The 24,731-nt window shown below is 55.5% G+C and carries 22 protein-coding genes and 2 pseudogenes; 17 read left to right on the forward strand and 7 right to left on the reverse strand.

The window, feature by feature from the left end:
• Positions 1-509 precede the first annotated feature (509 nt).
• The 3 genes from J2J98_RS26630 to J2J98_RS30520 all read left to right on the forward strand — a co-directional run bounded on the left by J2J98_RS26630 (position 510) and on the right by J2J98_RS30520 (position 4,149).
• The gene (locus J2J98_RS26630; RefSeq protein WP_168296866.1) at positions 510-1,718 is read left to right on the forward strand and encodes an aspartate transaminase; all 1,209 of its coding nucleotides are present in this window, start codon (positions 510-512) and stop codon (positions 1,716-1,718) included.
• Between the two features lie 419 nt (positions 1,719-2,137).
• Positions 2,138-3,505, forward strand: coding sequence for an AAA family ATPase (locus tag J2J98_RS30515; RefSeq protein WP_246569479.1), 1,368 nt, complete (start codon positions 2,138-2,140; stop codon positions 3,503-3,505).
• Between the two features lie 494 nt (positions 3,506-3,999).
• Positions 4,000-4,149, forward strand: coding sequence for a hypothetical protein (locus tag J2J98_RS30520; RefSeq protein ID WP_246569480.1), 150 nt, complete (start codon positions 4,000-4,002; stop codon positions 4,147-4,149).
• Positions 4,150-4,648: 499 nt separating this feature from the next.
• Here J2J98_RS30520 and J2J98_RS30900 read toward each other — a convergent pair.
• A pseudogene (locus J2J98_RS30900) lies at positions 4,649-4,816 on the reverse strand (IS66 family transposase); the annotation flags it as partial.
• A 302-nt stretch (positions 4,817-5,118) separates the two neighbouring features.
• Here J2J98_RS30900 and J2J98_RS26645 point away from each other — a divergent pair.
• From J2J98_RS26645 to J2J98_RS26685, 9 genes are all read left to right on the forward strand, one after another.
• Positions 5,119-5,970 (forward strand): electron transfer flavoprotein subunit beta/FixA family protein, encoded by an 852-nt coding sequence (locus tag J2J98_RS26645; RefSeq protein ID WP_018484294.1) that lies wholly within the window; start codon positions 5,119-5,121, stop codon positions 5,968-5,970.
• A 17-nt stretch (positions 5,971-5,987) separates the two neighbouring features.
• Positions 5,988-7,124 carry an electron transfer flavoprotein subunit alpha/FixB family protein gene (locus J2J98_RS26650; RefSeq protein ID WP_207603956.1) on the forward strand — a complete coding sequence of 379 codons (1,137 nt, stop codon included), beginning with the start codon at positions 5,988-5,990 and terminating at the stop codon, positions 7,122-7,124.
• Complete coding sequence (locus J2J98_RS26655; RefSeq protein WP_207603957.1) at positions 7,111-8,418, forward strand: FAD-dependent oxidoreductase; 1,308 nt, start codon at positions 7,111-7,113, stop codon at positions 8,416-8,418. Before J2J98_RS26650 ends, J2J98_RS26655 begins: the two co-directional genes overlap by 14 nt.
• Positions 8,419-8,430: 12 nt before the next feature.
• Positions 8,431-8,727: a ferredoxin family protein gene (locus J2J98_RS26660; protein WP_028734769.1), complete on the forward strand. Its 297-nt coding sequence runs from the start codon at positions 8,431-8,433 to the stop codon at positions 8,725-8,727.
• 194 nt (positions 8,728-8,921) lie between these two features.
• Entirely contained in the window at positions 8,922-10,478 is a 1,557-nt protein-coding gene (nifA, locus tag J2J98_RS26665) for a nif-specific transcriptional activator NifA (protein WP_207603977.1), read from the forward strand.
• Between the two features lie 193 nt (positions 10,479-10,671).
• The gene (gene nifB, locus J2J98_RS26670) at positions 10,672-12,165 is read left to right on the forward strand and encodes a nitrogenase cofactor biosynthesis protein NifB (RefSeq protein ID WP_207603958.1); all 1,494 of its coding nucleotides are present in this window, start codon (positions 10,672-10,674) and stop codon (positions 12,163-12,165) included.
• Positions 12,166-12,180: 15 nt separating this feature from the next.
• Complete coding sequence (locus J2J98_RS26675; RefSeq protein WP_018484288.1) at positions 12,181-12,375, forward strand: 4Fe-4S dicluster domain-containing protein; 195 nt, start codon at positions 12,181-12,183, stop codon at positions 12,373-12,375.
• A 264-nt stretch (positions 12,376-12,639) separates the two neighbouring features.
• Positions 12,640-12,846, forward strand: a complete 207-nt coding sequence (nifT, locus tag J2J98_RS26680) for a putative nitrogen fixation protein NifT (protein WP_017958633.1) — start codon at positions 12,640-12,642, stop codon at positions 12,844-12,846.
• Positions 12,847-12,982: 136 nt separating this feature from the next.
• A complete protein-coding gene (locus tag J2J98_RS26685) occupies positions 12,983-14,032 on the forward strand; it encodes a class I SAM-dependent methyltransferase (RefSeq protein ID WP_207246325.1) in 1,050 nt (349 codons plus the stop codon).
• Positions 14,033-14,151: 119 nt separating this feature from the next.
• Here J2J98_RS26685 and J2J98_RS26690 read toward each other — a convergent pair.
• Positions 14,152-14,403: pseudogene (locus J2J98_RS26690) on the reverse strand (DUF982 domain-containing protein).
• Between the two features lie 486 nt (positions 14,404-14,889).
• Between J2J98_RS26690 and J2J98_RS30530 the strand changes: the two are divergent.
• The 3 genes from J2J98_RS30530 to J2J98_RS26705 all read left to right on the forward strand — a co-directional run bounded on the left by J2J98_RS30530 (position 14,890) and on the right by J2J98_RS26705 (position 17,937).
• Positions 14,890-15,087 carry a helix-turn-helix domain-containing protein gene (locus tag J2J98_RS30530; protein WP_077988149.1) on the forward strand — a complete coding sequence of 66 codons (198 nt, stop codon included), beginning with the start codon at positions 14,890-14,892 and terminating at the stop codon, positions 15,085-15,087.
• Positions 15,088-15,396: 309 nt separating this feature from the next.
• Complete coding sequence (locus J2J98_RS26700; protein WP_138396826.1) at positions 15,397-16,500, forward strand: pyridoxal phosphate-dependent aminotransferase; 1,104 nt, start codon at positions 15,397-15,399, stop codon at positions 16,498-16,500.
• A 408-nt stretch (positions 16,501-16,908) separates the two neighbouring features.
• Positions 16,909-17,937 carry an LLM class flavin-dependent oxidoreductase gene (locus J2J98_RS26705; RefSeq protein ID WP_105009920.1) on the forward strand — a complete coding sequence of 343 codons (1,029 nt, stop codon included), beginning with the start codon at positions 16,909-16,911 and terminating at the stop codon, positions 17,935-17,937.
• A 605-nt stretch (positions 17,938-18,542) separates the two neighbouring features.
• Here J2J98_RS26705 and J2J98_RS26710 read toward each other — a convergent pair.
• Genes J2J98_RS26710 through J2J98_RS26730 form a run of 5 tightly spaced genes read right to left on the reverse strand, consistent with a single transcriptional unit; the run spans position 18,543 to position 22,932 of the window.
• A complete protein-coding gene (locus tag J2J98_RS26710) occupies positions 18,543-19,322 on the reverse strand; it encodes an ABC transporter permease (RefSeq protein WP_138396797.1) in 780 nt (259 codons plus the stop codon).
• 3 nt (positions 19,323-19,325) lie between these two features.
• Positions 19,326-20,360: a nodulation factor ABC transporter ATP-binding protein NodI gene (gene nodI, locus J2J98_RS26715; protein ID WP_138396798.1), complete on the reverse strand. Its 1,035-nt coding sequence runs from the start codon at positions 20,358-20,360 to the stop codon at positions 19,326-19,328.
• 37 nt (positions 20,361-20,397) lie between these two features.
• A complete protein-coding gene (nodC, locus tag J2J98_RS26720) occupies positions 20,398-21,672 on the reverse strand; it encodes a chitooligosaccharide synthase NodC (RefSeq protein WP_138396799.1) in 1,275 nt (424 codons plus the stop codon).
• A 22-nt stretch (positions 21,673-21,694) separates the two neighbouring features.
• Positions 21,695-22,345, reverse strand: a complete 651-nt coding sequence (gene nodB, locus J2J98_RS26725) for a chitooligosaccharide deacetylase NodB (protein WP_138333873.1) — start codon at positions 22,343-22,345, stop codon at positions 21,695-21,697.
• On the reverse strand, positions 22,342-22,932 hold the full coding sequence (locus J2J98_RS26730; protein WP_017958626.1) for a NodA family N-acyltransferase: 591 nt from the start codon (positions 22,930-22,932) through the stop codon (positions 22,342-22,344). The genes nodB and J2J98_RS26730 overlap by 4 nt, the downstream gene beginning before the upstream one ends.
• A gap of 257 nt (positions 22,933-23,189) precedes the next feature.
• Here J2J98_RS26730 and nodD1 point away from each other — a divergent pair, with 257 nt between their 5' ends.
• Together nodD1 and J2J98_RS26740 are read left to right on the forward strand one after the other, a co-directional pair.
• On the forward strand, positions 23,190-24,122 hold the full coding sequence (gene nodD1, locus J2J98_RS26735) for a transcriptional regulator NodD1 (protein ID WP_151519978.1): 933 nt from the start codon (positions 23,190-23,192) through the stop codon (positions 24,120-24,122).
• Between the two features lie 204 nt (positions 24,123-24,326).
• Entirely contained in the window at positions 24,327-24,641 is a 315-nt protein-coding gene (locus J2J98_RS26740) for a hypothetical protein (RefSeq protein WP_138396801.1), read from the forward strand.
• Positions 24,642-24,731: the final 90 nt, after the last annotated feature.

A 24,731-nucleotide genomic window follows, 5' to 3' on the forward strand; every position in this document is an offset into this window, starting at 1 on the left:
GCGTGAGTGAACGCTTCTTTTCGTGTTTGATGTATTCCCTTGAGATCTCATGGCGACGGCCCCCGACGCACTGGCACCCGATTGTCTACCAGGCTGGCGAAGCTCGATTTCTCAGAGTTCAGGAGGGTTTTCCATTTCGCGGTCGGCCTTTGTCGGACACTGATTGCGCATGGAGTTCTGCCGAAGTTTCCTCTAAGTACCAGAACAAGTTGAAAGAAGTTCTATCCTGTACGACCCGTAAAAATAGGCACGGATTTTGCTGCTTGTAGAGCGAGCGGTTTAGGGGGGTCTTCAAAGGGGCAATAGCGCAATCTGGAACTTAAGTCCTGATGCTCTGAATTCGTCGGGGGTCACGGGATTGGCAATCAACTTTCTCAAGCTGTCGGCGACCATGATCCTGCCATCACCCATCACGGATTCGTCGACCTTTTCTGACCGGAAAGATGCGCGGCGAAACCGACGCCGTTCACTGAGGCCTATCCAGCCTCTTCAGAACCGAGGAAATCCCAATGAGCACCTTCGTGCCTGCATCGCGTGTGTCCAATATCAAGATCTCGCCGAGCACGGCTGCGGCAGCGCGTGCTCGCGATCTGACGGCGGCAGGTCGCGACATCGTCGATCTTACCGTCGGCGAGCCGGACTTCGATACGCCTGACAACATCAAGGCCGCGGCGCATGAGGCCATCGACAGGGGCGAAACGAAATATACGGCCGTCAACGGCACGTCAGCTCTGCGCAAGGCAATCCTCGGCGATTTTCAGCGCCGGCTGGGTCTCAGCTACGCGGACAACGAAATCTGCGTGGGCGGCGGCGCCAAGCAGGTTCTGTTTCTGGCGCTGATGGCGAGCGTGGAAAACGATGCCGAGGTGATCATTCCCGCACCATACTGGGTTTCCTATCCAGATATGGTCATCGCCAACGAAGGCAAGCCGGTCATCGTCGAATGCCCGCAGGAAGCACGCTTCAAACTCACGCCGGAAGCATTGGAAAAAGCGATCACGCCGAAGACCTTGTGGCTGGTTCTCAACGCGCCGTCCAATCCGACGGGCGCGGCATATGACAGGAGCGAACTCGAAGCCCTCGGCAAGGTGCTGCTGCGCCATCCCCACGTCTTCGTGCTCTCCGACGATATCTACGACCAGATCTGGTTCAAGGACGAGCCGATGACGACGCTGGTTGCCGCCGTCCCGGAACTGAAGCAGCGAGTTCTGCTCACCAACGGCGTCTCAAAGTCCTACGCCATGACCGGATGGCGTATCGGCTACGCGGCGGGTCCGGCCGCCCTGATTGCGGCCATCAACAAGCTGCAGTCGCAGATGTCGTCCTGCCCGTCGTCGGTCAGTCAGGCCGCCGCTGCCTATGCGCTGTCTTCTGACCAGTCATTCGTTTCGGAATGCGTGAAGGTCTACAAGGAGCGCCGCGATTATGCGTGCTCACGGCTCAATGCCGTGCCCGGCCTCTCCTGTCTCGTACCGGACGGAGCCTTCTATCTGTTTCCGAACTGCGCCGGTGTCATCGGCAAGAAAACCCCCGAAGGCAAGACAATCGAGACAGACCTCGATTTCGTGCTCTACCTGCTGGAAGGCGTCGGGGTCGCGGCGCTGCAGGGTGCTGCCTTCGGGATATCCCCTCACTTCCGCCTCTCGATCGCAACGTCGATGGAGGTGATCACGCAGGCATGCGATCGCGTCGAACGCGCCGTTGCCGACCTGTATTGATTGCAAAGAGGCCCGTGGGACTTGCGCTCCACCGGCCGCAGATTTTCGAAACGCGTCAAGATGGTGATCCGCGGCTCATGACGCAGCCTTCATGAGTTGTCCGAGTTGAAGACTATCGGACCGCCTCTCCAATGCAGTATTCGCGGACGAACTGCGACACGAGATGTCGGCAACCCCACAAAACCCTCCGAATAGCGACAACGAAACACGTGCGATCCCGGAGGCTTACCGGCGTAACCTGATTGGCACGAGCAGTGCTCAGAGTAAGCCGGGTCCCTAGAGACCTGATCCTATTTTCGGAGACCAAGCGACACTGAAAACACCGTGGCTGCCGGAACGTTTGGAGAGAAACCCGATGCGGATGCTGCTTTTAGAGACTCAGGCCTTCCACTCAACTCCACTTTCAAAGGGACATCGTCATGAGTGAATCCGTTCGCTTTGTGTGGCAGAAACTTCGTCGCCATTTCAAGACTGATGATCTGACAGTTCTCGTGAGCTCACGCCGACAATTTACCGCACATCTCCTGGCAGATCTTCAAACCACTATCGAGGACCTAGTCGCACCTTGGTCCCCTGAGCTCTTGGGCTTCCATCAAGAGTTCGAGATTTTCCCGATGAAGCTGTCAGACCTGACCACCTTTGAGGGAAAACGCGTCGTGCAGCTGACGCCCGTGCAATATCAGGACATCGACATTGGCGAAGATGAGCCCTATGCTTCGATTAGCAACGGTCTCTGGCTGATAACGATCGACGACGACATGCCTGCAGCAGTCATGCTGTCGAAGTTCCTTACCCGGTATGGTCCAAAGGTCCAGGTCGAAATTGCTCATCTGCCCAATGAGGTGGGTCATGTCTTCGCCGAGGGCTTTCTGCACACAATCGAGGCGCACGGCAAGAGCTCCCGATATTATCGCAACAAGGCTGTCTCTTTCGAGTTCAATGACTTCGGGGGCACTCACGAAACAATGAGGGTGCACAAGCTTCCTGCGGTAAGCCGGAACGACGTCGTGCTTTCCAAGGCGACTATGACCCAGCTCGATACGCACATCTTCGATTTTGTTAAATACCGGGGCGAGTTGAAGCGCCTCGGCCAGTCAGGACAGAAAGGGATCCTGCTCCACGGAGAGCCTGGCACCGGCAAGACCCATGTCGTCCACTATATCGCTGCCAACCTGCCCGGGCACAGTGTGGTTCTGGTCACGGCGGAGCAGATGCTGGATATGGAGGAACACTTTGCGCTGGCTCGTGTCCTACAGCCATGCATCATGGTGTTTGAGGATGTGGATCTGGTTGCCCGTTCACGCGATAATATTTCGGGCCAAAAGGCAGAAACCCACCTGAACCGTCTGTTGAACGAGTTGGATGGTCTTGGCGAAGATTCCGACATCGTCATTCTCCTGACCTCGAATAGACCGAGATCGCTCGAGGAGGCACTCGCCACCCGATCGGGCCGTGTAGATGCGGCGATTGAGATTCCTCTCCCTGATGACGATTGCCGCCAGCGCCTGTTCAAGCAATACGGTCACGCGCTGAACTTCCAGGATGGAGCCTTGGCCGAAGCCGTCCTTCGTTCAAAGGGTGCCAGCGCCGCATATGTCAAGGAAATTGTGCGCCGTCTCGCCCAACGGAGCATTATGAGAGGTGTCGCCCCACTCGTCTCACGCGAGGATGTTGAGGTGGTCTTCGCCGACGCTGAAGCAGCAGCCAGCTCTCTCAAGAGGAATGAGAAAACGGAAAGAAAATACATCATCGAGGAAGACGATGAAGACGATTGCTGCGGCTGCTGACACTTGAACCAATCAAACAGAGGATAGACGGCCGACCGGCGAATGACAGCGACGCCGGATAATCGCAAACAGCTGACGAAGCAATAGGGAAACTAAAGTTTAGAACCTCGCCCCAAGACATCGCCGGCGCAGCCCGCCGGAGGCTAAGTCCCCGGCACCTGACTTACAGGCGTCGCTTGCACAACCCCGCAGCGTCTAACACGGAGAAGCATAGTCGGTGTTCATGACTAATGGGAACTCTTTAATGACCTCGATCTGCATCAAGGCTCGGCGTCTTCCTGTCACGACGGGAACATCGCCACCCTCCCAAACGAAGGACACTATCGCAATGGCGGCCCGCACCCGCAGAAGCCATTTTAGACGAAGAGATCACAAGCGTGGGTCCAACAGACGGAACATGCGCCGCGTTTCGAAATCGAAGCAACTCGGCCTGATACTTGACACGCTCAATCCTGGCCTACGAAGCTCCGGATAGCTACTGGTGGAGAATGAAAATGACTTCCAGTTTAAATAGCGGCTCTCCAGCCCCGTCGATCGAAGCGCTGGACTGGCTACGCGGCGATCGGCTTCCAAACTTCAAGCTCGGCAAGATATACATCCTCGACTTCTTGCGACGGGCTGCGGTTATTGCCGGCCATCGCTGACCTACCTGGCGCAGCTGCAGGAGGGATATCGCGACATGGGAGTTGAGGTTATCGCGGTCGCATCGCGTGAGTAAGCTGCAACGGCCGACGAGGCCAGAGCTGAGGTGGACGCCATCGATCACTCAGGCGAAATGAATGAGCATTGGATCGATGCCAGCTATCTTTCGGCGTTCCACAGGCGTTCGTTGTCGATCGCGACGGCAGCATCGCCTTTATCGGCATCTGGGTGCGATCGAGGACGTTTTGCCAAAAGTCATTGACGGCAGCTGGCGTGCCAGCGCGGAAGCAAAAAAATGCCGAAAAGGAGCGTATTGCTGCAGGCGAGACTTACGCAGCGGAGCTCGTTCCATGACGAACTCGGCGGCGACACAGATCAAGGGCTGGAATACGGCGCTTTCGGCCGTTGAGGAGGGCATCAACCTGAACCTGGACAACATCTCCTTGCGCCGTTGTCATTTCGGGACATTGATCGGAAGAATGCGCTTCATGGAGGCGGGCGGGATAAAGTGGCGATCCTGCCCGGCAAGCGGCGCGGTCATCGGGGCAATGACAACAGGCGTATTGAGGCCGGTCCGGTCGTAATGGCGGCATGCATACTTGAGCCCCACATTCTGCAGGACCTTCGCCTCACATCAATATGGAGCTGCTCGGTGACGGCCTCACCCATGTGCGGGCCACCGCGCCGGAACTTTGTACCCGCGGTCCATCTCGGAGATCCTTATCATCTCCCGGCTCGTAGCGCAGCCATCATGACTTAACCGAGTTGACGCTAATGGGCCGCCCTCTCCATCGCGTGGTAATTGGGCGGATTGCGACACGACATGTCGGCAACCCTACAACATCCTCCGCATAGCGACAACGAAACACGTGCAATCCCGAAGGGTTACCGCCGCAACCTGATTGGCACGAGCAGTGCTCACAGAAAGCCGGGTCCCTAGAGCCCAAATTAGATTGGGAGCTTAAACGACTATGCACATCGTGGTCTGTATCAAACAGGTTCCGGACTCTGCGCAGATACGCGTACACCCGGTGACAAATACGATCATGCGCCAAGGCGTACCGACCATCATTAACCCTTACGACCTGTTTGCTCTCGAAGAGGCACTACAAGTTCGTAACCGCTATGGGGGCGAGGTGACTGTTCTCACGATGGGGCCGCCCATGGCTGAGCAAGCGCTACGCAAAGCCCTCACCCACGGCGCAGATCGCGCAGTGCTTCTCACCGACCGCCACTTTGCTGGATCTGACACGCTGGCGACCTCGTATGCTCTTTCTCAAGCAGTAGCGAAGATTGGCGAGAGCTATGGGGCGCCAGATATCGTCTTTACCGGAAAGCAGACAATTGACGGCGACACGGCCCAGGTCGGGCCCGGAATTGCAAAGAGGCTGAACCTCCAGCAACTGACTTACGTAACGAAGATTGTCTCCATTGATCCCACTTCGCGCGAGCTCATGGTTGAACGACACGCGGAGAGCGGCACGCAGATGCTGAAGAGCACGTTGCCGTGTCTCATCACCGTGCTGGAAGGTGTCAATGCAATCCGCCGGGGCTCTCTCGATGACGCCTTCCGTGCCGCGCGAAGCCCGGTTCTTAAATGGGGGGCCGCTGACGCCGGCATTGGGGAGTTGACCAAATGCGGCCTAAGGGGATCGCCGACGGTCGTGAAGCGAGTATTCGCTCCTGGTCCGCGCGCCGAAAAAGCTATGCAAATGGACATTAACGACAAAACGTTGGCCGAGGTCGCGGCGGACACGGTCGCTGCAATTTTTGCCCGCGAGCCTGTTTTGGAACGCAAGCTCACGTCCCATGGCAATCGGTGAGCAGCGAGGAGTAGATTTTGGTCGCTAGAAAAAATGAAACGCCGGCAAACGCGGTCGGCCGCGCCAGCTCAGGGAAAAAGCTGCTTAAGTGTTTCGAAGATCACCGGCACGTCTGGGTCTTCATGGAACTTGAGCGCGGCAAGGTTCATCCCGTATCGATTGAACTCCTCGGCGAAGGCCGCAGACTAGCCGATAAGCTGGGCGTCCAACTGGCCGGGGTAATCCTCGGTTCGTCTGAAGGCGTGGGGACCAAGCCGGCGATCGAAGAGGCCTTCGCTTACGGAGCTGATGTCGCCTATCTGGTAGAGTCGCCCCTCCTCGCAAACTATCGAAACGAACCCTTCACCAAGGCTTTGACGGATCTGGTCACTACTCACAAACCAGAAATTCTGCTTCTCGGCGCGACCACGCTCGGCCGCGACCTCGCCGGTGCTGTAGCAACGACCTTACAAACGGGGCTTACGGCTGATTGCACCGAGCTGGATGTTGATGGAGATGGTTCACTCGCAGCGACGCGGCCAACTTTCGGCGGGTCCTTGTTGTGCACGATCTACACGCTGAACAGCCGGCCACAAATGGCAACGGTGCGGTCCAGGGTCATGGCGACGCCGCAACGTGCGGATAAGCCAATTGGGCGCGTTATCCAGCACGAACTCACAATGGTCGAGGAAGCGATCGTCACCAAAGTCCTCGCATTCCTCTGCAACGACGGTTCTGAGCAATCCAATCTGGCCAACTCCGACATCGTGGTTGGGGGCGGACTCGGCCTCGGCGCTGCGGGAAACCTGCAGCACTTGAGAAACCTTGCAACGACGATCGGCGGGGGAGTCGGGTGCTCGCGGCCACTGGTCCAAAAAGGCTGGATGCCTGCTGATCGACAAATTGGTCAGTCCGGCCATACCATTAGACCTAAGCTCTACATCGCGGCGGGAATATCTGGCGCGGTCCAGCATCGCGTTGGCGTCGAAGGAGCCGATCTGATTGTCGCTATCAACCTCGACCAGAACGCTCCGATCTTTGACTTCGCCCACATCGGCGTTGTCGCTTGCGCGCTGGAGTTCTTGCCGGCGTTGACAGAAGCTTTCGCCAGGCGAATGCCACCGCACAACTCTACCAAGGGTATGGATCGAGGAAGGCTAGATGACCAAGAGTAAGTTCGACGCGATCGTCATTGGTGCCGGTATGTCCGGCAACGCCGCAGCGTATTCGATGGCTCGTCGCGGTCTAAAAGTGCTGCAACTGGAGCGCGGAGAACATTCGGGCTCTAAGAATGTTCAGGGGGCTATATTATATGCGAACATGTTGGAGGCGATTATCCCAAACTTCCGAGATGACGCTCCCCTGGAACGGCATCTGGTCGAGCAACGATTCTGGCTAATGGATGACTCGTCGCACACGGGCGTGCACTATCGCTCTGATGACTTTAATGAACTGAAGCCAAACCGGTATACGATCATCCGTGCCCAGTTTGACAAATGGTTCTCATCCAAGGTGCGCGAGGCGGGAGGCACAGTCCTTTGTGAAACGACAGCGACGAAACTTGCTCGAGATCGGAGCGGTAGTGTAATAGGCGTTTACACGGACCGAGAGGGCGGTGTGATCCTCGCGGACGTAGTCGTCCTCGCTGAGGGCGTGAACGGACTCCTTGGCACACGAGCCGGCTTACGCGATATGCCGAAGCCAGAAAGTGTGGCACTCGCTGTCAAGGAAATGCATTTTATGCCGGAAGAGGTCATCGCAGAGCGCTTCGGCCTCACCGGTGGCGAAGGCTGCGTGATCGAAGCCGGCGGCACGATTTCACGCGGAATGGCCGGACTGGGCTTCCTTTATACCAACAAGGAGTCGATCTCGGTGGGGATCGGCTGTCTCGTCTCCGGGTTAGCGGAAAGCATGGAAAATCCGTACCGCCTTCTTGACGCCTTCAAGCAACATCCATCCATCCGACCATTACTGGCGGGATCCGAGATCAAAGAATACGCCGCACATCTTATCCCTGAGGGAGGCTTCAAGGCAATCCCACAGCTCTTTGGCAACGGGTGGGTCGTCGTGGGCGACGCGGCGCAATTAAACAATGCCGTGCATAGGGAGGGATCAAACCTTGCGATGACATCAGGCCTCATGGCGGGTGAAGCGATCTTCCAGATAAAGAGCCGTGGCGGTCTCATGACGAAGCACAATCTCTCTCTCTATAAGGGTATGCTGGATAAGTCGTTCGTCATGAAAGACTTGATGAAACACAAAGATCTTCCAAGCCTCCTCCACACCGACAGTCACAATTTTTTCATGACGTATCCAACGCTTATATCTCAGGCGGCGCAAAATTTTGTGCGCGTCGACGGTGCACCTAAAATCAACAGGGAGAAGGCCACAGCTGCCTCCTTTATCAACGCACGATCCCGTTGGGGGTTGATTAGCGACGCGGTCCGCTCCGCCGTATCTTGGCGTTAAAAGGAAAATTCGATGAAGGCGACCACCATTGAGCGCATTGAGGATAAGCTGTACCAAAACCGATATCTCGTCGATACTGGACGTCCGCACATTACGGTGCGACCGCATCTGTCGCCGAGCCCAAACCTCCTCGCCTTGACGCAAATCTGTCCGGCCAAATGCTACGAGGTGAACGAAATTGGTCAAGTGGCGATTGTTTCGGATGGCTGCTTGGAATGCGGCACATGCAGAGTGTTATGCGAAGCGAGTGGCGACATAAAGTGGAATTATCCCCGGGGAGGGTTCGGGGTCCTCTTCAAATTCGGATGAAGAGTTCCTACCTCCGCCGCGATAGCAGCGACCGGTGCAACTGCTAAGCGGCAAGTGAATGTGCATCAACATATCAACCCCTCGAAAGGCTAAGTTGTCACGCCGTCAGGCACACGTTCAATTTAGAAATATGCCTTGGCGTATTTCGCGCGATTCCAGTGGAAAAAACAGTGACCTATAGCCTGTTCCCAGGCATGACGAAACCAGACGAGCGGATCCGGCTACTCTCCGAAATCGCCGGCGATCTCATATCTTCCCCTCTTGAGATCGCGCTGAAGGTGGTCATGAACACCCTCGACAGACATCTGCCAATGCGAGACGGCGTGATCGTGATTTACGGCACGGGACGAGAGCCCAAACTAACCGTATGGCATGCCGATGGCCACGACGTTCGCTCACGTTCTCTTACGGTTGAACAGTCGGATGCAATAAATTGCGCCTTCGCTAGCGGTGAGCCGCATTTTGTGAAAAAAACTGTTGCTGTAGGCTTCAAAATGAAAGGGGAAGCAATTGGCGCTTTGTGGATAGATCGCACTTTTTACGGCAGCGCGGTGGCCGGCGAGACGGCGCTTATGAAACACATCGCTAACCTGATCGCCAAAGCTAGCCGTCGCGAGTTGTGCAGCGGTGGCGGATCAGTCCCCGAGGAACAACAAGCAGGACAGATTCCGAAAATCAAGCCGAAGTCTCATCCCACCCAAGTCGCTAAAATCGACTGGATCGTTGGGGAGAGCCCCGCGCTAAAGAGGGTATTAGCTACCACCGAGATCGTGGCCGCGACCAACGCCACGGTGCTCTTGAGAGGAGAGAGCGGCACTGGCAAGGAATGCTTTGCAAGAGCAATACACGCGTTATCGATACGTAAAAGCAAGGCGTTTATTAAGTTGAATTGCGCCGCGCTGTCGGAAACCGTTCTGGAATCTGAATTATTTGGCCATGAAAAGGGCGCTTTCACTGGCGCTCTCCTTCAACGAGCTGGACGTTTCGAACTGGCAAATGGCGGAACACTGTTGCTTGATGAAATCGGCGATGTATCACCACAATTCCAGGCAAAGTTATTGCGCGTATTGCAGGAAGGTGAATTCGAACGTCTCGGCGGAACGAAGACATTGAAAGTAGACGTTCGAATTATATGCGCCACCAACAAAAACCTTGAAGTGGCCGTCCTTCGTGGGGAGTTCAGAGCCGATCTCTATTATCGGATCAATGTGGTGCCCATCGTTTTGCCGCCACTTCGCCAGCGCGACGGTGACATTTTGCTTCTAGCGCAAGTGTTCCTCGAGAAATTCAACAAGGCAAATGATCGAAATTTCTGCTTCACGCCGTCGGCAAAAGACGTTTTGTCGAAATGCGCCTTCCCCGGCAATGTTCGCGAGCTGGACAACTGCGTACAAAGGACCGCTACTCTCGCCAGTTCAAATACGATTGCTTCATCAGATTTTGCCTGTCAGCAAGGCCAGTGTTCTTCGGCGCTCCTCTGGAAAGACGCCGGCGACGTTATTGACAACGACGCGGTGCATAGTCTCAACCCGCGAGATACAATGTCGAGCGGACTGGGCCCCTACGCAGGCGCTCCCAGCGGTGCCACAGCCACAATGGAGGCACCGAGTCTCACTGAGCGTGATCGACTGATCAATGCAATGGTGAAGGCTGGTTGGGTACAGGCCAAAGCAGCTCGTATCCTTGGTAAAACGCCGCGGCAGGTCGGCTATGCGCTACGCCGGTTTCGTATCGATGTGAAGAAGGAGTGACGGCGATCGCCAAGAACTCCGTAAGCGTGGCCCAACGACTCCGGGCGCGATCTGTTTTCATTTCTACAAGACATCTCCGGCAGCAAGCGGGGAAACGGGCGGTAAGGCGACATAACGCTGAAACAACAATGTCTCGTCGATCGGAATCTTTTGCATTCGGAGATTTAACCTTCCTCAACAGTGGAACAGTGTGATGTCGGAACCGGAAATAGAGGTCAGGATGACCAGCAGCGCCCCCTTCGACCGGGCGCCGATGGCGCCCGCTATGCGCGGCGGCCGCGCATCTTCGTCCTATGACCTTTCGGTGACGGATGACATCGATGCGCGGATCTGGGAGAGAATCAAAGACCATCCCTGCTTTTCAGAGCAAGCCCATCACTATTTTGCTCGCATGCATGTCGCGGTCGCACCTGCCTGCAACATCCAGTGCAATTACTGCAATCGCAAATATGACTGCACCAACGAAAGCCGTCCCGGGGTCGCATCAGTCAAGCTAACTCCCGACCAGGCACTACGCAAGGTGCTTGCCGTCGCCAGCAAAGTGCCGGAGCTTTCCGTAATCGGCATTGCCGGACCGGGCGACGCTTGTTACGACTGGAGGAAGACCGTAGCGACGTTTGAAGGAGTTGCGAGAGAAATACCTGACATCAAACTATGCATCTCCACCAATGGATTGGCGCTTCCGGATCATGTCGATGAGTTAGCTGACATGAATATCGATCACGTGACGATCACCATCAACATGGTGGATCCGGTAGTCGGGGCGAAGATCTATCCGTGGATACTCCACGGGCATCGTCGATACACTGGCATAGAAGCTGCCAGGATCCTTCACGAGCGCCAAATGTTGGGTTTGGAATTGCTGACCAAGCGCGGCATCCTCACCAAAATCAATTCGGTTATGATTCCAGGCGTCAATGACACGCACCTCGTCGAAGTTAACCGATGGATCAGAGACCGCGGCGCATTCATGCACAATGTGGTGCCCCTGATTTCCAAGCCTTCGCATGGTACTTATTACGGTCTTACGGGTCAGCGTTGCCCGGAGCCGTTCGAACTGAAGGCACTTCAAGATTGTCTCGATGGCAACGTCAAGCTTATGCGTCACTGCCAACAATGCCGGGCCGACGCCATCGGTTTGTTGGGCGATGATCGCGAGCGAGAGTTTGCCCTCGACCAGATCTCCACCAAAGTTGAATTCGACACCAGCAAGCGCGAGGCCTATCGCAAGCTGGTCCAGCACGAGCGAGGGGATCAACTGGCAGCAAAATTGGACGCGAACAAAGCAGTCAAGTCACTGAGTTCTTCGGGAACCCTTGCTGTTGCCGTGGCGACTAAAGGTGGCGGCCGGATCAACGAACATTTCGGTCAGGCAAGAGAATTCCAAGTGTATGCAGTCTCACGAAAGGGGATCAACTTGGTGGGACACCGCAAGGTCGAGCAGTATTGCCTCGGTGGTTTAGGCGAGAAGGCCACTCTCGATCACACTATCGTTGCACTCGACGGCATCGACATTCTGCTTTCTTCCAAAATCGGCGATTGCCCAAAGAAGCGGCTGGCAGAAACTGGCGTGCGAGCCAGTGACGCATTTTCCTATGATTACATCGAGACTGCGATTGGCGCGCTATACGCCGCCGAGTTTGGCGGCAAACCGGCGATGCCGACGGCTTTAGGCCCCTCTAATTGAATCAGGAGCTAAAACATGGCCTTCAAGATCATTATATCCCAATGCACCCAGTGCGGCGCTTGCGAATTTGAATGTCCCTCAGATGCGATCAGTTTCAAAGGTGAGGGATATGTTGTGGATTCAAAAAAATGTACCGAGTGCAGGGGTGAGTTCGACACGCAACAATGCGCTTCGGTGTGTCCGATGCCGAAGACCTGCGTCCCTGCCTGATCGTCACCAGACTAAAGCGCAAAGAATGGGACGAGTGGCCAGTGGTCTCCTAGGCGAATATGAGGTTAAAAATTCACGTACCACCAATATCCCATCCAGTGAGCGATGCGCGCAACCTGAGTAGCCGACGTGGGCCCCGGAACGGATGCCGTCCAAGACAGAGCCATAACGGAGGTGTCGGCCTGGTATGTCGTACCAAAATAATAGGCTTTGATAACGCTCGACTTTCGATCTTCAAAGCCGCCGTAGCGAGAAGGGACATGCATGAGAGTGACAATCAGCAGAACTGACGTCGGCTTATCGGTCTATATTCACAAGAAAGACCTTGAGGAACCGATCATCTCGGTTGAGCACAAAAACCTATGGGGCGGCTTCATTTTGCTGAAAAATGGATGGCGGATAGCCCTCCCCGACCTATCGCAGAACAGGCGCCTGCCCGTTACTGTCGACGCGAGGAGGCTATCCAGTTAGCGTGTGCGCGGGTCGATAGATGAGCGTCGATTCCAAGTGCAAGCGGGCATACACCCCAAATAGAGGGCATCGAGTTCCCGATCCCTTGAAGGCGGCCATCGGCAAGAGGCCGCCCGTAAATAAGGAGGAGTCCGACATGACCCAACTCAACGACACAACGCTTGAGAAGCTCGTGGACCGCATCTTTGGCGACCTTGGCGGTGCATTCAGCGTGCCGCTGGTGCGGATCGGCGATGACCTCGGCCTCTACAAGACGCTGAAGGAGATCGGACCCGCGACGGCCGAGGAGGTTGCCGTGGCCGCTAGATGCGCGCCTCGCTATGTGCGCGAGTGGCTGGCAGCGCAGGCGGCTTCGGGCTATGTGCATTACGAGAATGGCCAGTTCTCGCTCACGCCGGAGCAGGCCTATGTGTTTGCTGAACCCGACAGCCCGTTCAACCTGATTGGCGCGTTCGATACCGCTGCCGCGATGGTCGGAAATCAGCCGAAGGTGCAGTCTGCCTTCAAGACCGGTGAAGGCGTTGCCTGGGGCGACCAGGCTGGCTGCATGTTCTGCGCTGTAGCGCGGCTGTTCCGCCCTGGTTACGTCAATGCGCTGGTCCAGGAGTGGCTGCCGGCGCTCGATGGCGTGATCGCCAAGTTAAAATGGGGTGCAACGGTGGCCGACGTCGGTTGCGGGCACGGGGTATCGACGGTGCTGATGGCGCAGGCCTTTCCCAATTCCTGGTTTGTGGGCTACGACTTCCATATGGGCTCGATCGCGGCTGCGAAAGCGCACGCTGAGGCGCACGGGTTGACGAACGTGCAGTTCGAGGTGGGCCGAGCGGAAGATTTCGACGGCCGGGATTTCGACTTGATCACCTGCTTCGACTGCCTGCACGACATGGGCGACCCGAAAGCCGCGGCGTCTCATATCAGAAAGGCGCTGAAGGACGGCGGCACGTGGATGGTCGTCGAGCCGATCGCGGGAGATACGTTGGAGGAGAACATCAATCCGGTCGGGCGCCTCTACTACTCGGCGTCGACGATGATCTGCGTTCCCACCTCGCTTGCGCAGGAGACAGGGCTGGCGCTAGGCGCGCAGGCAGGCGAACGGCGGCTGACGGAGGTGATCCGGTCCGGCGGCTTCACCCATATCAGGCGCGCGGCCCAGAGCTCGCTCAACATGGTGCTCGAAGCAACCTGATGGCAAGGAGTGGCGCGTCCGTGTCCGGCCAGCTGGGGCGGGCGCTCCGCGCAGACGTGACGTCGAAAGCGGGTAGCCTTTGAGATTCGGACTATCCTGGGGCTCGAGGGCAGATCCGGTCATCGCGCTCTAACTCCCTGCCGGACGAGAGAGAGCTGCGATACCCGCCTCATCGGCCACATGCAGAAGCGCTTACCGGAGTTGTTCCGGGGCAGTCTTACCGCTCAATGCGTCGACGCAAGCTTTGACGGCAGCCACATATTCCTCGCCGTCATAGCGTCGTTGATCAAGAGACGCGCCGCGTTGCCCAGCGTTCACACGATCTTGCGAGATGCCGGGCCTTGCAACGCAAACCCGCATTCTTTGTCCAGCGTGCCTTGGACCCAGCGTGCTTCGTCGTTGACTGTATCGCCTCTATCCTGCGCCATTTTAGCCGAGTGGCTTTCTGACGGGACCGTAGCGGTATTCGAGAGGCAATTGAAAGTGAGGCGAGACACCGTCCGAAGATGGCTCGCTCAGTTGTTGGTAATGATTTACGAACGCCCGCTTACGATGGTTTTCATGTCTGGCTGCCAATGCCTCGATTTAATGCCGAAACATTGTGCAAGGGGGCTTTGGCCTCAGGCGTGATCGTTATTCCTCCCGCGCAACGGTTGTTGATCCTATGATCATAAACGCCGGTGATCGCTTATGTCTGGGAAGCGTCGTGGTCCGATTTATCGTCAGCTATAGCAACGATATCGAAAATCCCTGAACAATCTCAATGAAAGCCGTTCTGAAGTGTCGATAGCCTACTGAGATTCTGTTCAGGGTCATCGCTTATCGGCTAGACTGGTAACACGACGACTGAAAAGATCATGGATTTCGACATTGCCAATCTGCTCGATTCAGACGAGGCAATGGAAGCCGGCGATTCAAAATTTATCGCCTCAGCCCTCGGCGTTCTTGCCGCGCGAGGCGCACCTGACAGCCGTTGTCGTATCCTTAGAAAGAACCCGTATGACGCGGAATTAGTTGTCGCCAAGGATTATGTCGAAATCGATGTCATCGATTAGATGAGCCACGCCAATTGTATCGTAACGCTGGCCGGGTAAGTTTCGAGAAGGCCATTTCGATCGACTTCCTATCGCGCTGCCATTTTCGAAACATGTGCTCGCGGACAGTCGGCAACGTCCCTGCTCTCCTGTCCCTTCCCGCACAGCCTGCCAGTCAATTGATAGCGTGGATGGATGCCATGCATAGAAATGATTTTACCAACCGTATGAAAATCCAATAAAAAAGTCGCGAGCCGATATGGAATGGACGAACAGGAGTATTTGTACCGGCACAATGTGATCGCCCCAGCGAATGAAACGGAGAAAAACATGTCGGATGCAAAATTGCAGAGCGTGCTTTCGGCTCTTGCGGAAGTGCCCAGACAGCTGAACGCTCTGCCTTCCAGTAAGGCGCCGGATGCTGGTTGCATCAAGCTAAACACGAATGAAAATCCATTTGCGTTGCCGGCAGTTGTCATGCAGAGCGCTATTGCTGCCCTCGAACGGCAGTATCTGTATCCGGAAAATGACAACATCAGTCTGAGGGAAGCAGCCGCCCTTACCTATGACCTCTCCAGAGATCAGGTGATCGCCGGGAACGGATCATCTGAACTTCTCGGGCTTATCTACAGGGCATTCCTTGCTCCGGGTGACACTGTCGCGATGGTGTCGCCGGGGTTTTCATTCAACCGCAAACTGGCCTTTTTGCAAGGAGCTGATTTTCTGGAAATTGGGTGGGGGGAAATTCACTCATTGCTGTCAAAGCAATTACTCCTCGGACCAGCAAAAGATGCCAAGTTCATTCTGTTGGCTAATCCGAACAACCCAACCGGAACATTTATTCCGATTGCTGACATCGAACTCCTTGTGGCACAATCGGATCGGTTGATTGTTTTGGATGAAGCCTATGTCGACTTTGCACCTGACGATGCTCTACGTCTGGTTAAGCGTCATGCGAACCTCCTGCTCTTAAGAACATTTTCGAAGAGCTATGCTGCTGCGGGCATTCGAGTTGGGCTCGGATTCGGTCATCCTGAGGTCATCGGCAGACTGCGAAACATACAGAACGTCTTCAACATGAACGTGATTGGCCATGCTGTTGGCGTCAGCATCCTTTCGAATCGGTCCGCCTACGACGAGAACCACAAGCAAATTAAGTATGAGAGACAGCGAGTGAGCGCAGCGCTCTCGCAATTTGGTTTCACCGTAACTCCCTCGCATGCAAACTTCCTGCTGGCCCGTGTGCCAGCAGGAAGAGATAGCGTCTGGTGGCAAGCCTCCCTGGAGCGGAAAAAGATACTCATTGCTGTCTTCCCCGATAGAGGACTGGAATATTCCATCCGCGTTAGCATCGGTACAAAAGCGCAGATGGATGCATTTCTTGCGGCGGTCAGCGATATTATGGGAGCTGAGGATCTCGAAGGCCGGCCTTAAAGCAACGCTGCCTCTGCTCTATGCGTTGCATAAACATGATATGGCGGGCAACGGGAGGCCGCTGCTCGATACTATCCGCCCGGTTTGGACCGGCCATCACAGTCAAATCAGGAACCATCTTCACAAAAGGCGCGCGTCGGCACGACCTGCAAAGCGTCGACGACGCCACCGGGTCGGCATTCTCTAGGTCTTGGTGATGTAGAGCGGGCCGACGCCTGACGGTGGACTTTCGGCAACAGCAAAATCACAGATGGCTGCGGGCAATTTCGAGATCTCAATGATCTGCCCTCGCAGACGCAAAGCTCAGAGGTAAGTTCGCCCTGAGCATGAGATCATGTCCGCTCAGCAATCCAAGTCTTAAATTTGGATCGGTGCCTGAAGGATGTGCATGAACGTTGGAGATACGGAATGAGAAACGCCTTTCCTGCAAAGCTAAGCTTCGGCATCTTTGATCATTTGGACGAGGATGGTCGCGACCTCGCACAACAATATGCAAATCGCCTTACGCTAGCAGAGACCTGCGATCGGCTCGGTTTTTATGCGTATCATCTCGCAGAGCACCATTGTACTCCGCATGGCAGAGGCCCATCGCCGAATTTGTTCTTATCGAGCGTGGCACAGCGCACTCGTCATCTTCGCGTCGGCCCCATGGTCATGCTGCTAAGCCTGTGTCATCCGCTACGCGCGTTTGAAGAGATCTGTATGCTTGACCAGTTGAGCGGTGGTAGGCTCGAGTTGGGCATAGGCCGCGGATCACTCCCAATCGAATTGGGTTACTTTGGAATTGATGCGGACGCGGTGCCGGAGCGTTACGTCGAAGCCAGTGAAATCCTTGTCAAGGCAATGAAGGGCGGTACGCTATCCTACCAAGGCGATCACTTTGAGCTAAACAACGTACCATTGACGCTGAAGCCTTATCAGCGTCCGCATCCGCCCATTTGGATCGCCACCAACCGGCCCGAGTCTGCAGCTTGGGCCGCCGCAAATGGCGCGAATATCGCGTGCCTAGGACCCGCGTCTGTTGTTCGCAAAATTACTGATGCCTTCCATTCCCATCGAGAGGACTACGATGGCACGGACGACCAAGCCTCATTTCTCGGATTGCTCCGAATGGTGGTGGTCGGACGTTCTGCCGCGCATGCCTATTCACTCGCGGCACCTGCTTACGAACGATGGGTTAAGAGCTTCAAATTTCTATACGATATCAATGCGATCCCAGTTCCGTCAAACCTGCCGCTGACCTTGGATGCCGCAATTGAGAGTGAATTGTGCGTAGTAGGAACGGCAGCCTCTGTGCGACGGTCTCTTCTTGATCAGTTGGAAGAGGCAGGCGCCAACTATCTTCTGTGTCAACTCGCGTTTGGAGATCTGCCATTGGACGCTTCAATATACACTGCTATGACCATTCAGTCCGACATTATGGATCGGGTTGGTTGACTTCGGCAACCACTTGGCGCGCCGCCTGACCTTTCCCCGTGGACTCCGCAACTAACACCAGTTATCCCATGCCGCCTCCACGACACCAATTGAATCAAGGAGTCGGCCCGAAGGAGCCCCGGCCGACCTTGCTCCAAAGTTTTTTTGGAGTTCCCTCCAACAGTTTTGTGACGATCAGATTAAGGCTGGTTTAGGGGAATTGCCAGGCTGTCTGTTGCTTTCTCTAGCCGAAAACGTGGCGGTTCCGGCCTAGTTTCTGTGGGTCATGCCATCGAGGATTGTGTCGTCCCTAGAAACCGCAAGATCGCGTACAGACCAACGGCTATCGCCGACCCTGATTGATCAGCTGACGGGGCTCGACAGCACGGTCGTCATCGGCGGCATCGCTGGGCTCACGCAGACCATGCTGGCCGAGGCCGGAAAAATGGTCGTTTGACCTTGGCATTAGGCCGCGCAATCGTAGTGAGGTGCTGACGGTGGCAGCCGTAGCAAATTGGTGAGGCGGCATCACGCCGCTGGTGCCGGGGGTCGTCGCTGCCCCAATATGGTTAGCGATGATGGCCGCGGAGACGCGATGTGCCCTTTTACTTGCTAAGCAGCATTCTTCACCGCATCAGTCGCCGCCGAAGCAATGCGGTAGACAAGAAGAATGGTACGACTATGTAGATGCAGAGAACGCCGATGTGCAGGCAGACATTGGTGATTGATTGGCCCAGCATCGTCGGGCGGATAACATCTACCGCATGTGCCAAGGGCAAGAACGCCGCAAGCTGCTGGAATGCTACAGGCAATTGGTCGATGGGAAAGACTGCGCCTGATAAGAACAACATCGGTGTGATGACAAGCGTTTGATAAAATATGAAATAATCGTAGCTGGGCGCGAGGGCCGTGACCACCATACCGAGGCTCGCAAAGGCAAAGCCAGTAAGGGCAATGACCGGAAGAGCATAGAGAAGAGACAGCCAGTGAGTGTATCCCAACATGGCGGCGACGATACCAATGCCGGTGCCTGCGAGCGACGCCTTAGTTGCCGCCCACGCCATTTCCCCAACGACGATATCCCCTAGCCTGAGCTGTGTGTACAACATTGCTTCCCAGGTGCGCTGGCCCTGCATTCGGCCAAAGGCCGCATAGATAGTCTCGAAAGTTGCAGCAGTCATCGCGCTTGTCGCGATCATTCCAGCCGCCAAAAATGCGGTGTACGATACGCCGTCAACGTGCCCTACCATCACTCCCAATCCAGCGCCGAGCCCGAATAGGTATATTATGGGATCGGCTAGATTTCCGAGAATGGATGCCAGCGCCGCTTTTTTCCAAGCCAGATAGTTTCTGCGCCAAACTGCGAGCCAGTTCAAACCGCCAGCGGGTAATGTTGCTACGCTCATCGTCTACTTCTCCATCTCGCGTCCGGTTAACCGCAAGAAGACATCCTCTAGATTTGGTGGACGCTCCAGCAAGCGCAGGCCCGAATATCCACGCAGTTGCGCGCGCACCTGCTCTGGATCAGGCGTGTAGCAGAACAGGGTCTCTCCGCTGATTTCCAGTCGCCTAGCGTTTGGCCTGATCAAAAGACTAAGCTCCTGCGGATCGCCACCATAAATTTCGATCACGGGACAGCCAATCTGCTCCTCGATCAGGGCATGCGGTCGGCCTTCGGCGATCTTTCGCCCAGCTTCAAGCACGCACAGCCGGTCGCACAAGCGCTCCGCCTCTTCCATGATATGGGTGGTCAGAAGAATTGTCTTGCCTCGTGCCAACAGCGATCGAAGCCGCTCCCAGATCAAGTGTCGTGCGTGTGGGTCGAGACCAGTGGTCGGCTCGTCCAAAATGAGTAGCTGTGGGTCATTAATGAGCGCACGCGCCAAAGTGAGGCGCCGCTTCATTCCTCCAGATAGGTCTGCCACACGCGTATTCGTCTTGCTCTCAAGTCTCGCAAAATCAAGCAGAGACGGGATGACCGCTTCGATTTCTCGGGTGCTCATGCGGAAGTAGCGGCCGTATACTAAAAGGTTTTCGCGGACCGTGAATTCCAGGTCGAGATTATCGAACTGAGACACGATCCCGATTTTCGCTCGTGCCAAGCGAACCTGGCGCGGTTCCCGTGCTCCGAGTACAGTGATTGTGCCTGCACTTGGCGACGTCATCCCTAGGATCATACGGGTGATCGTACTTTTACCTGCGCCGTTCGGCCCTAAAAGACCAAAACATTCTCCGGCGGCGATAGTAAACGACAAGTCATTGACGACGACTTTACCACCATATGATTTCGAAACACCGGCCAGGTCGATTGCAACTGAAGACAAGGACCCAGAAGGCGAATCCATTGACTTACTTTTTGATTGGCCCTGCCGCTCCGATAGGATGATATGATCCTGGTGCGGATCAGCGATCGCCGTCTTCAAATTCGCTAATTGCCCGTTCATTTCTTGTCCCAAATTTTGAGGTGCAGTGACGCGTCCATCACTCGCCACTATAGGCAATTTCAGATGTCGCCCGCCCTGGCACTTTGGTAGCTCCCTGACCAACATTCGGCGCAATCGCGACTGATCCGCGCGACAGCCAGTCGCTATTGGATAAGGTACAAAGGGCATAGGCCTTCAAAGGAATTAAGAGAAAGATGTTCACGAGCGTGTGGAGAGCAAAGCCCAGAAACCTAAGTTCGCGGGCGCGATAGGCAACCACGCTGCATCGCACAAGAGTCATGGAGCCGATGACCATGATCGTCCACCATGGTACTGTGGCGGTCATCGCAAACTGCCCAATACCCGTCAACACCGACAGCGCAAGAAGTAAAGGGCCGCCATTTTGCCCGATTACGTCCAGCGTGAGATATCGATCAAGGCCAGGCAGTACGGGGAACGCAAGCAAAGTATCCCGAAAAGTGCTGCGTGCCCACCGTAGTTGTTGACGCAGATAAACACCTATTGTGTCAGGAACAACTGTCGCCGCGATGGCGCTCGGAACATACTCAGTTCGAAAACCTGCGCTCAGCATGAGAATCGTTAAATGGCGATCTTCACCGAAGTCACTCGGCTTGCCGCGATAAAGTTGCGTCTCGTACTGATCCAGCAGCGAGAGCATAGCAGAACGCCGGTACATCGCGCATGGGCCGCAGCAGCACATAACTGCACCGAAGCGAGCTTGCGCCGCGCGCTCCTCGTTGCAGGCAAGCCAGTACTCCATGTCAATCAAGCGAGTCAGCCAAGTGTCCCCCTGGTTACTGGCTTTCAATTGGCCCATCGCCGCACCGACCGCTGGATCGCGCATTTTGTGGGCGAGCTTGGAGACGACGTCGGGGGCGAGCGTGGTGTCTGAGTCCACGTTCAAGATGAGATCCCCAGAGGACTGGGTGATAGCGGCGATTTGCGCTTTGCGCTTTCCAACATTTTTAGCGAGAATTATGAAGCTGAATCTTTCATCGTCTGCATAGGCAGCGCGCTGAGCCACAACCGCGTCGCGATTTCTGGAACCGTCGTCTACTACATAAATACGCAATTTTCCGGCATAATCTTGCTCCGCAAGCGACGCGAGGCATTCCGAAAGAACGATTGGGTCCTCGTTGAAGGACGGCACAATGACATCAACGCTTGGCACAGAGGTGGCGTCGATATGTTTCGCAGGTGTTGTTGAGATCGTTGTCCGCCTAGCATGAAAGACCTGCGCGCTCTTATAAACAGTGGAGAGCATTGCATAAAGCGAGACGGCGGCGATGCTGGTTGTTGCGAGCAGGGTCATGGTTTCTCGTTTGTCCAGTGTTTCAGGGAAGTGAACGAATTTGGAATCCGCGGCTATGCAGTGCCGGAATAATTCGAGAGAGTGCTAAAAGCGTCTGGTCACGCAGTCCGGCAAGCGAGCATTGCTCAACCTCATCGGGCGGACACCCGTCGTGCAAAAGTACGATTGCCCCAGGCCGAGCAGCAGCAAGCACCTCATCAACGATCACATCGGTGCCCGGGCAAGACCAATCTCTAGGGTCGGCCGACCAGTGAACGGCTCCAAGTCCAGCCCTCACCGATGCTGAGAGCACGTCTTCAGTCCACGCCCCGTAAGGCGCTCGTAAGTGCCGGACCTGGGCTTGGGGACAGGCCGAGACAATAGCTTGATGCGCCTCGTCTATTTCACGTTTCACATCCTTGGGATCGCAGGTGGCGAGGTCGGGATGCGTCATGGTATGATTGGCGACATCATGACCTTCCGCCACAAGGCGTTGAATGAGTTCCGGGTGATCCTTCACGTAGGAACCGATAGCAAAAAATGTTGCCGGGACGCGGTGCTCAGCTAGAACATCAAGGATTTGCGGCGTGCAGAATGGATTGGGACCATCATCGAACGTCAAGTAAACGCAGCGATCTTCCGGTCCGTTTGTGTGATTGACCGGTACTTCGCTCATATAGGCAGGCCGCTTCATAGTTCCGACCCGTTTCGTTCAATCAACGAGCCCGCAGGCCACTCAGTCATCGGACGGTCGACGGGAACTACCAATACGAGGACATCTTCAGTGCGCGTGGCTGGCAGGTCGGAATGCGCGTCTGGAAGCGTGGAGCGCACACGCAGCCCCGTCATCATATTGGCGGTTCCGTCTCGGCAGTATCTTTCCATGTGATTCCGCATGGCGTGGCGAACTGTTCCAAAAGCAAATGGAACGCTCAACTCGCGCAGAACCGGAAACATAGCGCGGACCGAGTGAGCGATGCCTAATCCTTCTAGATCCGGTCGCACTCCGTACAGGCCTAGCTCGGCCACAAGCAAATCAGTCGTACCGACCCTTACGAAGCGGCGTAACAAGCCCATGTGGCTAGCGACACCGCGCGAGTCATATGCGATTGCGCGGCGTTCGGGCCTCGCACCACCCCAGCTTCGGCCAGTCTCGAACGGCTTGGCATTGAAAGCTCCCGTCGGCCCATAGGTCTTGCAAAAAAAATCAGCGAGCTCCGCGTGGTCTGAAGCTTCCAACTCATTTTCCCAGCATATTTTCCATCGCACTTCAGAAGACATGCAAAAGCTCCACGTTGTTCCTTCACCCAGCCACGATCAAAGCCGCGCGAGATTGTTGCGCATGACTATTGGATTGCCGGTTAGACAATCGAGCGGTTAGGAGAAGTAAAGAATTGAAATCGGGCCCTTGCCCGGCATTTCGATTTTTCGTTCCCGGCCTTGATATTGATCAAGTTCCGGCTTTTCTATAAGTGATCCGAAAGATTGGTAAAATTGATTGTTTGGATGGCAATCATCTATGGAATGGATATACACTCATGCGTTTTAAAGGCCTTGATCTCAACCTTCTTGTAGCGCTCGACGCTCTAATGACCGAGCGCAAGCTCACAGCAGCGGCACGCAGCATCAACCTCAGCCAACCCGCCATGAGCGCTGCCATCTCCAGGTTGCGCGCCTATTTCAACGACGAGCTTTTTATTATGCAGAGACGGGAGCTAATTCCGACCCCGCGTGCGGAGGCACTCGCCCCCGCTGTTCGCGATGCTCTCTTGCATATTCAGCTCTCCGTCATCGCATGGGATCCAATAATCCCTGCGGAGTCCGACCGCCGATTCAGAATTATCCTTTCAGACTTCATGGCACTGGTCTTCTTCGACAAGATCATCTTGCGCTTAGCTCGAGAGGCGCCGGGGGTCAGCTTCGAGTTGCTGCCACTTGACGACGATCCGGAGGAGCTTCTCCGCCGTGGGGATGTTGATTTTCTGATCCTTCCGGATTTGTTCATGTCTGGCGCCCACCCAAAAGCAAGGCTTTTCGAAGAGGAACTGGTGTGTGTCGGCTGCCCTACGAACGAGCAGCTGCCAGGGAAGCTCTCCCTGGAGCAATATATGTCCATGGGGCATGTTGCGGCTAAGTTCGGACGTGGTCTTAAGCCTTCTGTTGAGCAATGGTTATTGCTGGAGCACGGCTTCAAGAGGCGTATTGAACTCGTCGTGCCGGGGTTTAACCTGATCCCGCCGTTGCTGTCAGGCACTAACCGAATAGCAACCATCCCGCTCCGGCTGGTCAAACATTACGAACAAACTATCCCCTTACGGATCATCGAGCATCCTTTGCCACTGCTTTCGTTCACTGAGGCTGTCCAATGGCCGGCTCTTCACAACACTGATCCTGGAAACATATGGATGCGCAAGATTATGATCAAAGAGGCTTCGCGCATGGAATCTGAGATGCAAAGTTGCACGTCGTAAGCGGCACCCCCGGGTTCATTCCACAGCCCCAGTAGTTAGATGGGCGCTGATCATTGGAACCGATGCATTCGGTCCCCTAACGAGGCAACGCATTATAGGCGGGTCCCGGTGCCTCAGCTCATCCAGCGATTTAAGCCATTGTGCCGAGAGCGATCGTTTCTACCTGAGAAGGTGCCATGTATGCTTTACCTGGCCTAATGCAAAGTGATTCAAAACTTTATTCCTGTCATTTATGTTCGGCTCAATGCTGAAAACCAGCATCACGCCACGGCGACTTCATCGACCTCCCGCACATGCTTCCTGCGCCGCACTGATAACGCGCCGGCCCGGGAAGGGCCAAAGCTCAATACTTTCGATCCGCGTAATCACGCTTTTCCTGGAGGGTTTGAAACGCCGCCCGCTAATGAATTCAGCCGCGCAATGCGCCGAGCCACGATCCATGGCGTGGATGCTTTTGATCCACACAATCAATTTTACCAATCATTTCATATGATCCATAGCAAGGCAGCCGCGCGGTGAGGTTGGGTAATTTTGTCGGTTCTGTCATCACTTCGCAGACGAGCCGGAACATCTTCCGATGTTAGCAGCAATTGGATCGGGTCTTCTCGC

Source organism: Rhizobium bangladeshense (assembly GCF_017357245.1).
In the GTDB taxonomy this organism is placed as follows: domain Bacteria; phylum Pseudomonadota; class Alphaproteobacteria; order Rhizobiales; family Rhizobiaceae; genus Rhizobium; species Rhizobium bangladeshense.